The sequence below is a fragment of the Streptomyces flaveolus genome, from assembly GCF_044765825.1.
In the GTDB taxonomy this organism is placed as follows: Bacteria; Actinomycetota; Actinomycetes; order Streptomycetales; family Streptomycetaceae; genus Streptomyces; species Streptomyces flaveolus.
This window is the reverse complement of record NZ_JBIWKU010000003.1, coordinates 171463-183353: the sequence shown is the minus strand read 5'-3', so window position 1 is coordinate 183353 and position 11891 is coordinate 171463. Positions and strand designations below refer to the sequence as shown.

Below are 11891 nucleotides of genomic sequence, written 5' to 3'. Positions count from 1 at the left end.
GCTGTCCGTCGGCCTGCGATGGTGCACCGATCGCAGGCGTGCGGAGAGACTGACCGGACGTCAGGCCTTCTTGGTCTCCCAGAAGATCTTGTCGATCTGGGCGATGTAGTCCAGCGCCTTCTGGCCGGTGGCCGGGTCGGTCGACGCCTTGGCGGCCGAGAGGGCCTTCAGGGTGTCGTTGACCAGCTGGTGCAGCTCCGGGTACTTCTCGAAGTGCGGGGGCTTGAAGTAGTCGCTCCACAGCACGGAGACGTGGTGCTTCGCGAGCTCGGCGCGCTGCTCCTTGATGACCGTGGCACGCGCCTGGAAGTGCGGGTCGTCGTTGCCGGCCATCTTCTCCTGGACGGCCTTCACCGACTCCGCCTCGATGCGGGCCTGGGCCGGGTCGTACACGCCGCAGGGCAGGTCGCAGTGGGCGCTGACCGTGACCTTGGGGGCAAACAGGCGGGAAAGCATGGAGCGTTCCTTCCTCGTGATCGTCTTCTCAGGGGGGACATTACTCCCTGGGAGGCCCGTTTTCGCGAGTGCCCCCGTGGGCTTAGGACAAAAGTCCGGGGTGAGACTGAGACTGGTGGAGGAAAGACCGGGGAGGTGCCGGGTGATGCCGGAGCTGTCGCAGGAGTCCGAGCGGGCGAGAGGGCCGCTGCCGTTCGGGCCGGCCGAGGTGACCGGGCCGTCGATGGTGCCCACGCTGCACCACGGGGATCTGCTCCTCGTGCACTGGGGGGCCAGGGTCAGGCCCGGTGACGTGGTCGTGCTGCGGCATCCCTTCCAGCAGGACCTGCTGGTCGTCAAGCGGGCGGCGGAGCGGCGCGGGGCCGGCTGGTGGGTGCTCGGGGACAACGCCTTCGCCGGCGGCGACAGCACCGACTACGGGACGGTCCCCGAGGACCTCGTGCTGGGCAGGGTGCGGTTCCGGTACCGGCCGCGGCGGCCCGGTCAGCGCTCGCCGCTCGCCGTGGTCCGCTGGGCCGTCTCGGCGCTCAGGCCGGTGCTCTCCGACCGGTCCGCCTCCAGGCGCTTGCGGGCGCGGTAGGCCGCCACGTTGGCGCGGGTGGCGCAGCGGTCGGAGCAGTAGCGCCGGGAGCGGTTGGTGGAGGTGTCCAGGTAGGCGTTGCGGCAGGGGGACGCCTCGCACAGGCCCAGGCGGTCCACGCCGTACTCGGTGAGGTGGAAGGCCAGGCCCATCGCGGCGATGGCGGCGAAACCGGCGGTCGCGTTGGACGGGTGGTCCGCCAGGTGCATGTGCCACAGGGGGCGGCCGTCGTCGTCGCGGTGGTCGTGGCCGGAGATCTGCGGGCTCACCGGGAACTCCAGGAGCAGGGAGTTGAGGAGGTCCACGGCGAGCGTCTCGTCGCCCTCGTCGGCGGCCTCGAAGACCGCGCGCAGCCGCCCCCGTACCGACCGGAACCGGGTCACGTCCGAGTCCGTGGCCCGCCGGGCCGCCGACTGGTTGGCGCCGAAGAGTTCGCGGACGGCCTCGACCGAGGTCAGGGAGTCCTGCCCCCGCGCCGGTTCCTCGGTGTTGACGAGACGCACGGCGTAATCCGAGTAATAGGCCAGTTCCACTTGTAGTCCTTACGAAGGGGCTCTATGGTCGTGCCTGCGGTCAGGTAACAGCTGATCGTGCCTACAGGGTATTACGTACGCCGACGTGACGGAGGGGCTCGATGACGGACGCGGAGATCACCACCACCACTGCCGACTGGAACGCCTGGCAGGAGAGCTGGGACCGGCAGCAGGAGTGGTACATGCCGGACCGCGAGGAACGCTTCCGGATCATGCTCGATATGGTCGAGACCCTGACCGGCCCCGCACCCCGCGTGCTCGACCTCGCCTGCGGCACCGGCACCATCACCGCCCGGCTGCTCGCCCGGTTCCCGGATGCCGTCAGCACCGGCGTGGATCTCGACCCCGCGCTCCTCGCCATCGCCGAGGGCACCTTCGCGGGCGACGACCGGGTCTCCTTCGTCACCGCCGACCTCAAGGACCCCGACTGGCCGGCGAAGCTGCCGTACGACTCCTACGACGCCGTCCTGACCGCGACGGCCCTGCACTGGTTCCACGCCGAACCCCTCGCCGCCCTCTACGGTCGGGTCGCGGAGCTGGTCCGCGACGGCGGTGTCTTCATGAACGCGGACCACATGATCGACGAGACCACGCCCCGGATCAACGCGGCCGAGCGCGCGCAGCGGCACGCCCGTATGGAGGAGGCCAGGCGGGACGGTGCCCTCGACTGGGCCGAATGGTGGCAGCTCGCCGCCAAGGACCCCGTCCTCGCCGAGCCCACGGCCCGGCGCTTCGAGATCTACGGCGAGCACGCCGACGGCGACATGCCCTCGGCGGCCTGGCACGCGCGCGTGCTGCGCGAGAAGGGCTTCGGTGAGGTGCGGCCGGTGTGGTGCTCCCCGTCGGACACGCTGCTGCTGGCGCTGAAGTAGGAGCACGCGCCGAGGGGCGGTACGGAGATCCGTACCGCCCCTCGGCATGCGCGTGCGCTCAGAGAACCTTGGACAGGAACGACTTGGTCCGCTCGTGCTGCGGGTCGGTCAGCACGTCGCGCGGGTTGCCCGACTCGACCACGACGCCGCCGTCCATGAAGACCAGGCTGTCGCCCACCTCGCGGGCGAAGCCCATCTCGTGGGTGACCACGACCATCGTCATGCCGGACTCGGCCAGGTCGCGCATGACGTCCAGGACGTCACCGACCAGCTCCGGGTCCAGGGCCGAGGTCGGCTCGTCGAACAGCATCAGCTTCGGGTCCATCGCGAGGGCCCGGGCGATCGCGACCCGCTGCTGCTGGCCGCCGGAGAGCTGCGAGGGGTAGTTGCCGGACTTGTCGCCCAGGCCCACGCGGTCCAGGAGCTGCAGGGCGCGCTCCCTGGCCTGCGCCCTGCTGACGCCCTTGACCTGCACCGGCGCCTCCATGACGTTCTCCACGGCCGTCATGTGCGGGAACAGGTTGAAGCGCTGGAAGACCATGCCGATGTCCCGGCGCTTGAGGGCGACCTCGCTGTCCTTGAGCTCGTAGAGCTTGTCGCCCTTCTGGCGGTAGCCGACCAGGTCCCCGTCGACGTACAGCCGTCCGGCGTTGATCTTCTCCAGGTGGTTGATGCACCGCAGGAAGGTCGACTTGCCGGAACCGGAGGGGCCGATGAGGCAGAACACCTCGCCCTGCTTCACCTCCAGGTCGATGCCCTTGAGGACCTCGACCGCGCCGAAGGACTTGTGCACGCCCTCGGCCTTGACCATGGCGTGGGAGGACTGCTTCATGCCGCGGCTCCCTTCGGACGGCGCGTGGGCAGAACGGCGGCCCTGAGGCGCTGCAACGGCGTCGGCGGCAGGGACCGGCTCGAACCGCGGGCGTAGTAGCGCTCGACGTAGTACTGCCCGACGCTCAGGATCGAGGTCATGATCAGGTACCAGGCGGCGGCCAGGAAGTACATCTCGACCGGGGAGCCGGCGTTCTGGCCGATGTCCTGGGCCTGCTTGAACAGGTCGTAGAACTGCACTGCCGAGACGAGCGAGGTCGTCTTCAGCATGTTGATGACCTCGTTGCCCGTCGGCGGCACGATGACCCGCATCGCCTGCGGGATCACGATCCGGCGGAGCGTCTTCGTGTGGCTCATGCCCAGGGCGTGCGACGCCTCGGTCTGTCCTTCGTCGACCGAGAGGAGACCGGCACGGCAGATCTCGGCCATGTACGCGGCCTCGTTGAGACCCAGGCCGAGCAGCGCCGTCAGGAGCGGCGTCATGAAGGACGACCAGTAGTCCTTGTAGATCGGGCCCAGGTTGATGTACTCGAAGACCAGGCCCAGGTTGAACCAGACGAAGAGCTGGACCAGGACCGGTGTGCCGCGGAAGAACCAGATGTAGAACCACGCCACCGACGAGGTCACCGGGTTCTTCGACAGCCTCATCACGGCGAGCAGGATGCCGCCGGCGATGCCGATCGCCATCGAGAGCACCGTGAGGACCAGGGTGTTCCAGACGCCGTCGAGAATGCGGTCGTCGAAGAAGTATTCGGGGATCGTGCCCCAGTTGATCTTGCCTTGCGCGAAGGCGTAGACGACCGAGCCCAGAAGGGCGAGCACGACGACCGCGGACACGTACCGCCCCGGGTGCCGGACCGGAATGGCCTTGATGGCCTCCGGCCCGGCGGGGGGCCTCGCGTCGGGACCGGTCGTCTTGTTGACGTCAACAGTCACGGATGGAGCCTTTCAGAGCCGCGTCGAACCGGACGGTTCAGGAGCCGCCGTTGATCTTGGCCTCGGTGACCGCGCCGTCCGCGACACCCCACTTCTCGACGATCTTCTTGTACTCGCCGCTGTCGATGACGGCCTGCACGGCCGCCTGCAGCGCGTCGCGCAGCTGGGTGTTGTCCTTGGCGACGGCGATGCCGTACGGGCCCGCCTCGACCTGGTCGCCGACGATCTCGAAGTAGTTGCCGCCGCCGGAGTTCTTCACCGAGTACGCGGCGATCGGGAAGTCGGCGGAGACGACGTTCGCGCCCTTGGAGCGCATCCGGGTCTCGGCCTCGGGGTTGGTCGCGAAGTCCTCGATCTTCAGGGTCTTCTTGCCGGCCTTCTCGCACTTCTGCGCCTGATCCTTGGCGAGGTCGTGGGAGAAGGTGTTGCGCTGCACGGCCATGGTCTTGCCGCACAGGTCGTCCCAGGTCTTGATGCCCTGGTCGTCGCCCTTGTTGGTGTAGAGCGAGACGCCCGCGGTGAAGTAGTCGACGAAGTCGACGCCGGCGCCGACCTTCTTGCCGGTGTCGGCGTCGATGCCCTCCTGCCGGTCCTTGGTGTCGGTCATGGCCGACATGGCGATGTCGTAGCGCTTGGATGCCAGACCGCCGAGAAGGGTGTCGAACGTGGCGTTCTGGAACTCGAACTTCACGCCGAGCTGCTTGCCCATGGCGGCCGCGAGATCGGGGTCGATGCCGGCCGTCTTGCCGGAGTCGTCCTTGAACTCGACCGGAGCGTAGGCAATGTCGGATCCGACCTTGATGACGCCCTTGTCACGTATCGCCTGCGGCAGCTTTTCGGCCAGCGGGGCTCCCGAGGCGGACTGGCTGTCGCCGCCGTCGTTCTTCTTGGTCTGGTCGCCGCATCCGGTGAGCAGCAGAGCGCCTGCGACCGCGATCGCACCGACCGCTGCTAGCCGGGACTGCGCGGCGGTCGGACGACGGGTGGAGCTTGCGGTCATGGTGGTTCCTCCGGCGGATGATGGAGTTGCCGATGGGACGGGACGCCGGCCGGGGGACCGACAGGCGCTGTGGGTCGACGAGAGCACACGCCTTCGAGTGTCGCGACCTCGTGTGATTACGGCATCTTGCCATTCGGACTCGGCCATTCAGGGGAGCCGTCATGTCAAAATCGGATAACGGGTGACCCCCCGAACCGCACCAGGTCGGTACATCACGACCGAACCTTTCCGGGAATCGGCCCTTCCGGCCGGAAGATCTTCGGTATTTCTCGTTATACGGACATGGTTCGCGGGCGCGTGTCCCCGTTGAGATGTTGTTCTCCGGGACTGTCAAGAGGTGCCGGGAAGTTGACCGGATACCCGGCTATGAGTCATGTCACCGACATGCGGCGAGCGGCGTCCGACATGTGAGCTTGCACTTATCGGACTCGTCGCCGGAGGCGTCCGTCGGGTAAGAAGGTTCTTTACACCCCTCATCAGGGGCTCAGGGCGCGTGTGCGGCGCGCCCGTCGCGCAGGGGCCCATGCGCATCAACGTGCCATGTCCCTGGGCGGTGCCCGCCCACCCCTCACCAGGAGTGGACAAACCCTCAAACCATGAACACTTAAGGGGTAAGACAAAGTGGCAGCGGAGATCGTCAATCCTCGCAGCGACAGTGACGTCGGTACGGACCAGGAGGCCGGGGCCGAGCCCCTCGACTCCTTCGACCCGGCGTTCGCGCTGCACCGCGGCGGCAAGATGGCTGTGCAGGCCACCGTGCCGATCCGCGACAAGGACGACCTGTCCCTGGCGTACACGCCCGGCGTCGCGAAAGTGTGCAGCGCGATCGCCGAGCAGCCCGACCTCGTGCACGACTACACCTGGAAGTCCTCGGTCGTGGCGGTCGTGACGGACGGTACGGCGGTGCTGGGACTCGGGGACATCGGGCCCGAGGCCTCTCTTCCGGTGATGGAAGGGAAGGCGATCCTTTTCAAGCAGTTCGGCGGTGTGGACGCGGTCCCGATCGCGCTGGACTGCACGGACGCCGACGAGATCGTCGAGACGGTGGTGCGCCTCGCGCCCTCGTTCGGCGGAGTCAACCTGGAGGACATCTCGGCACCGCGGTGCTTCGAGATCGAGCGCAAGCTCCAGGAGCGTCTCGACATCCCGATCTTCCACGACGACCAGCACGGCACGGCGGTCGTGACGCTGGCGGCGCTGCGGAACGCGGCGCGGCTGAGCAAGCGGACGCTGGGTGAGCTGCGGGCGGTGATCTCGGGCGCGGGCGCGGCCGGTGTCGCCATCGCCAAGATGCTGGTCGAGGCCGGCATCGGGGACGTCGCGGTCGCCGACCGCAAGGGTGTCGTCTCGGCCGACCGGGACGACCTGACGCCGGTGAAGCAGGAACTGGCCTCCTTCACCAACAAGGCCGGGCTGACCGGCTCGCTGGAGGAGGCCCTCGCGGGCGCCGACGTCTTCATCGGCGTCTCCGGCGGTACGGTGCCGGAGCCGGCGGTGGCCTCGATGGCCGAGGGCGCGTTCGTCTTCGCCATGGCCAACCCGAACCCCGAGGTGCACCCGGAGGTCGCGCACAAGTACGCGGCGGTCGTGGCGACGGGGCGGTCGGACTTCCCGAACCAGATCAACAACGTGCTGGCGTTCCCCGGCATCTTCGCGGGCGCGCTGCAGGTGCGGGCGTCGCGGATCACCGAGGGCATGAAGCTCGCGGCGGCGGAGGCGCTGGCCTCCGTCGTGGGCGACGACCTCGCGGCGGACTACGTCATCCCGTCCCCGTTCGACGAGCGCGTCGCGCCGGCCGTTACGGCGGCGGTGGCGGCGGCGGCTCGTGCCGAGGGGGTTGCGCGCCGGTGACGGTGTGAACCGTGTGTCGTGAGCGGCCTCGTCCGAGCGGACGGGGCCGTTCGCTTTGGGCGGTGGTGAACCGGGCGGCGTCGTATCGCGGGGTGGGAGGGCGGCGGGCGGGGCCGGCGTCGGGTGGGCGGGGGTCGGACCGGTGGGGGCGCTGCCCGGCGTTGCGGGGTGCCTCCCCCACGCTCGGCTGCGCTCGCGCGGGGGACCCCCATGAGCGGGGGGCCCCACCGCCCACCCGCGCCGCCCCCCTGGGGGTGCCTCCCAGGCCGTTCAGGCACTGGGGGAGGCACGACGGCCCGCACGCAACTGCGTGGCAAGAGGGTGTGTGTCACACGGGCGTACGGTTTCGGATGGCGGGTGCGGAACCTATCGTCAAGGTCATGTTCGCTGCCTACGCCGCCCGAATCGACCGCGACCAGCCGCTGAACGGTCTGGAGCTGGGGGAGCGTCCGGCCCCCGAGGCCCGTCCCGGCTGGAGTGTCGTCGATGTGCGGGCCGCTTCCCTCAATCACCACGACCTGTGGTCCCTGCGCGGTGTCGGCCTGCCGGAGGACCGGCTGCCGATGATCCTCGGCTGTGACGCCGCCGGTGTCGACGCCGACGGCAACGAGGTCGTCCTGCACTCCGTGATCGGCCAGACCGGCCACGGGGTCGGACCCGAGGAGCCCCGCTCCATCCTCACCGAGCGCTACCCGGGAACGTTCGCCGAGCAGGTCGCCGTGCCGACCTGGAACGTCCTGCCGAAGCCGAAGGAGCTCTCCTTCGAGGAGGCCGCCTGTCTGCCGACCGCCTGGCTGACGGCCTACCGGATGCTGTTCACCAACGCCGGGGTGCGTCCCGGTGACTCGGTGCTGGTGCAGGGAGCCGGCGGCGGGGTCGCCACGGCCGCGATCGTGCTCGGCAAGGCCGCGGGGCTCAGGGTCTTCGCCACCAGCCGGGACGAGGCCAAGCGGAAGCGGGCCCTGGAGCTGGGCGCGGTGGAGGCCGTGGAGCCGGGCGCGAGGCTGCCGCAGCGGGTCGACGCCGTCATCGAGACCGTGGGTGCCGCGACCTGGTCCCACTCGGTGAAGTCGCTGCGGCCCGGGGGCACGCTCGTCATCTCCGGCGCCACCAGCGGCGACCGGCCCTCCCACGCCGAACTGACCCGGATCTTCTTCCTGGAGCTGAAGGTCGTCGGCTCCACGATGGGCACCAAGGACGAGCTGGAGGACCTCCTCTCCTTCTGCGCCGCCACCGGCGTTCGTCCGGTCATCGACGAGGTGCTTCCGCTGGACCGGGCCCGGGAGGGCTTCGAGCGGATGGCGTCCGGCGAGCTGTTCGGCAAGATCGTGCTCACCGCCTCCTGAGCCCCCTTCCTCCCGAACGTCCGCGGCGGGTCCGGTTCCTCCGGGCCCGCCGTTCGCTTTCCCGCCCCCCCGTGATCCAGTTGTCAACTGGGGTTGACGAAACGAGCCTTGTCAACCTACGTTGACTGCATGAGCGAAGCAACGGATCTCGCCGCGCGTGCGGGCGACCGTGACCCGCGGGTCGGGCTGCGGGCCGTCGCCGCACTGCGACGGCTGCTGGAGCAACTGGAGGCGGTGCAGGTGCGCAGCGCGCGCAATCAGGGCTGGTCGTGGCAGGAGATCGCCACGGAACTCGGGGTCAGCAGGCAGGCCGTGCACAAGAAGTACGGGAGGCATTGATGTTCGAGCGGTTCACGAAGAACGCCCGCGCCGTGGTCGAGGGCGCCGTCGAGTACGCCGAACGCACACGGACGGGGAGCGTCGGCGCCGAGCACCTGCTGCTCGCCCTGCTGGACCGTGAGGGGAGCCGTGCCTCCTTCGCGCTCACGGCGCTCGGGGGAGGCGAGGGCCGGGAGTCGGTGCGCCGGGCCCTGGAGGAGGCGCGGCGGCGCGCCGGTCTCTCGCAGGCCGAGGCCGACGCCCTCGCCGGGCTGGGCATCGACGTCACGGAGGTCGTCGCCCGGGTGGAGGAGACCCACGGCGTCGGCGCCATGTCCGGCGGGCGGGCGGGCCGGCGCTCGCGGTCGGGGCGTCCCGGCTTCGGCCAGGACGCCAAGGACGTCCTGGAGAAGTCCCTGCGGATGGCCCTCGCCCGGCGGGAACGGTACATCGGGGACGAGCACCTGCTGCTCGCCCTCACTGTCCGCCCGGGAGTGCCCGCCGAGGTGCTCGCCGACCACGGCGTGACCCACGACTCCCTGACCCGGGTGCTCGGCGGCGCGGGGGAGGCCTGCGCCTGACCCGGGCGGACGGGCCCTGCCCGCACCGGGGGTTCAGGCCTTCGGTGTCCGCAGTATCGCCCCGATGTGGGCGGCCGCGGCCGACAGCTCGCGGCGGGCGTCGCGGAGCTGGTCGGCCGTGACGCCGTGGTCGCGGGCCGCGTCACGGATGTCGTCCCGGAAGCGGTCCAGCAGCCGGTCCAGGTCGCGGGCCGGATCACCGGTGGACTCCGCGGTGTCCTCGTGGGCCCACGCCGGCTCGTATCCGGCCGGGAAGTCCGCGGGGGTGCGGGAGTAATCCGGCCGGGAGGCGGACGTACCGGTGTCCGTGCGGCCGAAGCCCCAGTCCCTGCCGAGGTCCTTGCCGAAGTCCTTTCCGAACTCACCGACCTCCTTGACGAGTTCGCCCAGGCCCTCGCGCAGTCCCGTCGGCCAGTCGCCCCGCGAGAAGTGGTCCTGCATCTGCTCCTGAACCCGCTGGGCGATGCGCTGCACCTCCTCCTGCGCCTGGGCGCGGGCCCGCTCCTGCGCCTCCTTGGCCTGGCGCCGGGCCCGCTGGGCCTCGTCACGGGCACGGCGGCTCTCGTCCTTGGCGCGGCGGGCCTGCTCCTTCCATTCCTGCTTGACCCGGCGCATCTCCTCCTTGGCGGCGCGCCAGGCCTCCTTGTCCCCGAGGTCCGTGCTGTCGCCGAGGCCCCCCGTTCCCTCGGCCCGGGGGCCTGTGCCGGTGCCCCGGCGGGCCTCGCCGGCCGCCGCCCGCATCTCCCGGCGCAGATCACCGGCCGCGCCGCGCACATCGGCCCGGATCTCGGCCGCGAGCTCGGCGACCGAGTCGCGGATCTCCAGCTCCAGGTCGGCCAGCTCGCCGCTGCGGTCGGCCAGCTCGGCGCGGCCCGCGTCGGTGATGGCGTACACCTTGCGGCCGCCTTCGGTGGTGTGGGTGACCAGGCCCTCCGCCTCCAGCTTGGCCAGGCGCGGATACACCGTGCCCGCCGACGGCGCGTAGAGGCCCTGGAAGCGCTCCTCGAGGAGCCGGATCACCTCGTAGCCGTGGCGCGGGGCCTCGTCGAGCAGCTTCAGGAGGTACAGGCGGAGGCGGCCGTGGGCGAAGACGGGGGGCATGTCAGAGCACCTTCTTGTCGGTCGTGCCGTCGGCCGGGGCGTCGCTGACGCCGTCGTTCCGGCCGGAAGCGGAATTGTCCCCCGAGTCGCCCTGTGTGCCGCCCGCCGGTCCGGTGTCCTCCGGCTCCCACGGTGTGTCCTCCACGGGCGGCCGGCGCAGCAGCGCGATCGAGCCGGAGACCGTCGTGGCCTTCAGCCGGCCGTTGCCAGCGCCGAGCCGGCCGGTGATCCGCTTGGCACCCCACTGGCCGGTCACCCGGAGGTCCTCGAAGGCACTGGAGACCGTGCCGCTCGCGGTGTTGGCCTCCACCTCGGCGTCGGCCGGCTGGGGCAGCCGGATGGCGATCTCGCCCGAGACGCTGGTGAGGCTGATGTCGGTGGGTCCGTCGGCCGAGTCGAGGTCGACGATCATCGAACCGCTCACCGAGTCCGCCTTGACGGACGAACCGGCCTCCACCACGGTCAGGTCCCCGGAGACGGAGTTGAAGCGCAGGTCCCCGGTGAGGGCCTGGGCCTCCAGATTCCCGGCGACCGTGTCCGCGCGGACCGGTCCCGCGAGGCCCACCAGGGTGGTGTCCCCTGAGACGCCCTTCACCTCGGTGCCCGCGTCGATCCCGGAGACCACGGCCGCGGCGCCGACGACGCCCACTTCCACGCGGGTGCGGGTGGGGACGGCCAGGGAGACCACCGCGCTACGGCGCCAGCCCTTGCGGTCCAGCCACTTCAGGAAGCCCTTCCAGGGCAGGTCCTCGTAGGCCACGGTGAGGGTGCCGTCCCGGTGGGTGACGATCAGCGGCGGGCCCTCGATCTCGGACACCTCCAGTCTGGCGGAACCCTCGTCCGTGCCCACGACGTTCACCGTTCCGTTGACGATGCGCACGTGGAGCTCGCTCACGGACTCGTCGAAGGTGAGCTTCCTGGGCTCCGCGACGGACCACTCGGACATGCTGGGGACCTCCTGACCGAACGCGCCATATCGCGTCCTCGCTCATTCACGATATATCGCGGAGGGGGAAAGTCAAGACACCCGTTCCGGTGGTCGTGACATGCCGAAGGGCCCGCCCCCGGTGGGGCAGGCCCTGTTCTCACATGCGCGGGAGTCGGGACGGACCGGCGGAAGCGTCCCCGCGGTTCGCCCGCTCGTCGTCCCTACTCGTCCTCGTCCTCGTCGTCCAGCCGTGCCAGCCACGTGGCCAGCCGCTCCACCGGCACCTCGAAGTCCGGGTTCAGGTCGACGAACGTCCGCAGCTGCTCGGCGAGCCACTCGAAGGTGACCTCCTCCTCGCCGCGCCGCTTCTCCAGTTCCTCGATGCCTCGATCGGTGAAGTACACAGGTGCTCTCCTGGGGATGGGCCGCCTGGGGCCTCGGGTCCTACCCGTCAAGGTTATGCGCCCGCGCGTGGAGGGCGAGCTCCGCGTCCCCGGGCTCGGCCTGTGCCCATGACGACAGGGCGCGGCCCCCGGAAGTACCGGGGGCCGCGCCCTT

The 11891-nt window shown here is 70.3% G+C and carries 14 protein-coding genes; 6 read left to right on the top strand and 8 right to left on the bottom strand.

Annotation, left to right across the window (positions count from 1 at the left end; all coding sequences use genetic code 11):
• Positions 1–60 precede the first annotated feature (60 nt).
• The gene (sodN, locus tag ACIRG6_RS10340) at positions 61–456 is read right to left on the bottom strand and encodes a superoxide dismutase, Ni (protein ID WP_077796552.1); all 396 of its coding nucleotides are present in this window, start codon (positions 454–456) and stop codon (positions 61–63) included.
• Between the two features lie 145 nt (positions 457–601).
• On the opposite strand from sodN, the gene sodX reads away from it, so the two are divergent.
• On the top strand, positions 602–1036 hold the full coding sequence (gene sodX / locus ACIRG6_RS10335; protein WP_364675744.1) for a nickel-type superoxide dismutase maturation protease: 435 nt from the start codon (positions 602–604) through the stop codon (positions 1034–1036).
• Here the strand turns inward: sodX and ACIRG6_RS10330 are convergent.
• Positions 940–1569 carry a CGNR zinc finger domain-containing protein gene (locus ACIRG6_RS10330; RefSeq protein ID WP_350714674.1) on the bottom strand — a complete coding sequence of 210 codons (630 nt, stop codon included), beginning with the start codon at positions 1567–1569 and terminating at the stop codon, positions 940–942. The genes sodX and ACIRG6_RS10330 overlap by 97 nt on opposite strands.
• 101 nt (positions 1570–1670) lie before the next feature.
• Between ACIRG6_RS10330 and ACIRG6_RS10325 the strand changes: the two genes are divergently transcribed.
• Positions 1671–2441 (top strand): class I SAM-dependent methyltransferase, encoded by a 771-nt coding sequence (locus ACIRG6_RS10325; protein ID WP_318214388.1) that lies wholly within the window; start codon positions 1671–1673, stop codon positions 2439–2441.
• Between the two features lie 58 nt (positions 2442–2499).
• Here ACIRG6_RS10325 and ACIRG6_RS10320 read toward each other — a convergent pair whose 3' ends face one another.
• Genes ACIRG6_RS10320 through ACIRG6_RS10310 form a run of 3 tightly spaced genes read right to left on the bottom strand, consistent with a single transcriptional unit; the run spans position 2500 to position 5208 of the window.
• A complete protein-coding gene (locus tag ACIRG6_RS10320) occupies positions 2500–3273 on the bottom strand; it encodes an amino acid ABC transporter ATP-binding protein (RefSeq protein ID WP_302898714.1) in 774 nt (257 codons plus the stop codon).
• A complete protein-coding gene (locus ACIRG6_RS10315; protein ID WP_350714679.1) occupies positions 3270–4208 on the bottom strand; it encodes an amino acid ABC transporter permease in 939 nt (312 codons plus the stop codon). The genes ACIRG6_RS10320 and ACIRG6_RS10315 overlap by 4 nt, the downstream gene beginning before the upstream one ends.
• Before the next feature lie 37 nt (positions 4209–4245).
• Positions 4246–5208 (bottom strand): ABC transporter substrate-binding protein, encoded by a 963-nt coding sequence (locus ACIRG6_RS10310; protein ID WP_318214390.1) that lies wholly within the window; start codon positions 5206–5208, stop codon positions 4246–4248.
• 621 nt (positions 5209–5829) lie between these two features.
• Here ACIRG6_RS10310 and ACIRG6_RS10305 point away from each other — a divergent pair.
• The 4 genes from ACIRG6_RS10305 (at position 5830) to ACIRG6_RS10290 (ending at position 9304) form a co-directional block, all read left to right on the top strand.
• Complete coding sequence (locus ACIRG6_RS10305; RefSeq protein WP_318214391.1) at positions 5830–7059, top strand: NAD(P)-dependent malic enzyme; 1230 nt, start codon at positions 5830–5832, stop codon at positions 7057–7059.
• Between the two features lie 380 nt (positions 7060–7439).
• On the top strand, positions 7440–8405 hold the full coding sequence (locus tag ACIRG6_RS10300) for a zinc-binding dehydrogenase (RefSeq protein ID WP_364675736.1): 966 nt from the start codon (positions 7440–7442) through the stop codon (positions 8403–8405).
• A gap of 129 nt (positions 8406–8534) precedes the next feature.
• Positions 8535–8744, top strand: coding sequence for a helix-turn-helix domain-containing protein (locus ACIRG6_RS10295; protein ID WP_055417899.1), 210 nt, complete (start codon positions 8535–8537; stop codon positions 8742–8744).
• Positions 8744–9304, top strand: coding sequence for a Clp protease N-terminal domain-containing protein (locus ACIRG6_RS10290; protein ID WP_403322017.1), 561 nt, complete (start codon positions 8744–8746; stop codon positions 9302–9304). The genes ACIRG6_RS10295 and ACIRG6_RS10290 overlap by 1 nt, the downstream gene beginning before the upstream one ends.
• A 33-nt stretch (positions 9305–9337) precedes the next feature.
• On the opposite strand, the gene ACIRG6_RS10285 is transcribed toward ACIRG6_RS10290, so the two are convergent.
• The 3 genes from ACIRG6_RS10285 to ACIRG6_RS10275 all read right to left on the bottom strand — a co-directional run bounded on the left by ACIRG6_RS10285 (position 9338) and on the right by ACIRG6_RS10275 (position 11737).
• Positions 9338–10405: a helix-turn-helix transcriptional regulator gene (locus ACIRG6_RS10285; protein WP_364820272.1), complete on the bottom strand. Its 1068-nt coding sequence runs from the start codon at positions 10403–10405 to the stop codon at positions 9338–9340.
• A gap of 1 nt (position 10406) precedes the next feature.
• Positions 10407–11351: a DUF4097 family beta strand repeat-containing protein gene (locus ACIRG6_RS10280; protein WP_403322014.1), complete on the bottom strand. Its 945-nt coding sequence runs from the start codon at positions 11349–11351 to the stop codon at positions 10407–10409.
• A 203-nt stretch (positions 11352–11554) separates the two neighbouring features.
• Positions 11555–11737: a DUF6104 family protein gene (locus tag ACIRG6_RS10275; protein ID WP_003961784.1), complete on the bottom strand. Its 183-nt coding sequence runs from the start codon at positions 11735–11737 to the stop codon at positions 11555–11557.
• Between the last annotated feature and the right edge of the window lie 154 nt (positions 11738–11891).

Bases quoted from the DNA above. Each gene is read 5' to 3' on its own strand.
- sodN (WP_077796552.1), bottom strand. From the start codon at position 456: ATGCTTTCCCGCCTGTTTGCCCCCAAGGTCACGGTCAGCGCCCACTGC.
- sodX (WP_364675744.1), top strand. From the start codon at position 602: ATGCCGGAGCTGTCGCAGGAGTCCGAGCGGGCGAGAGGGCCGCTGCCG.
- ACIRG6_RS10325 (WP_318214388.1), top strand. From the start codon at position 1,671: ATGACGGACGCGGAGATCACCACCACCACTGCCGACTGGAACGCCTGG.
- ACIRG6_RS10320 (WP_302898714.1), bottom strand. From the start codon at position 3,273: ATGAAGCAGTCCTCCCACGCCATGGTCAAGGCCGAGGGCGTGCACAAG.
- ACIRG6_RS10310 (WP_318214390.1), bottom strand. From the start codon at position 5,208: ATGACCGCAAGCTCCACCCGTCGTCCGACCGCCGCGCAGTCCCGGCTA.
- ACIRG6_RS10300 (WP_364675736.1), top strand. From the start codon at position 7,440: ATGTTCGCTGCCTACGCCGCCCGAATCGACCGCGACCAGCCGCTGAAC.
- ACIRG6_RS10295 (WP_055417899.1), top strand. From the start codon at position 8,535: ATGAGCGAAGCAACGGATCTCGCCGCGCGTGCGGGCGACCGTGACCCG.
- ACIRG6_RS10290 (WP_403322017.1), top strand. From the start codon at position 8,744: ATGTTCGAGCGGTTCACGAAGAACGCCCGCGCCGTGGTCGAGGGCGCC.
- ACIRG6_RS10285 (WP_364820272.1), bottom strand. From the start codon at position 10,405: ATGCCCCCCGTCTTCGCCCACGGCCGCCTCCGCCTGTACCTCCTGAAG.
- ACIRG6_RS10280 (WP_403322014.1), bottom strand. From the start codon at position 11,351: ATGTCCGAGTGGTCCGTCGCGGAGCCCAGGAAGCTCACCTTCGACGAG.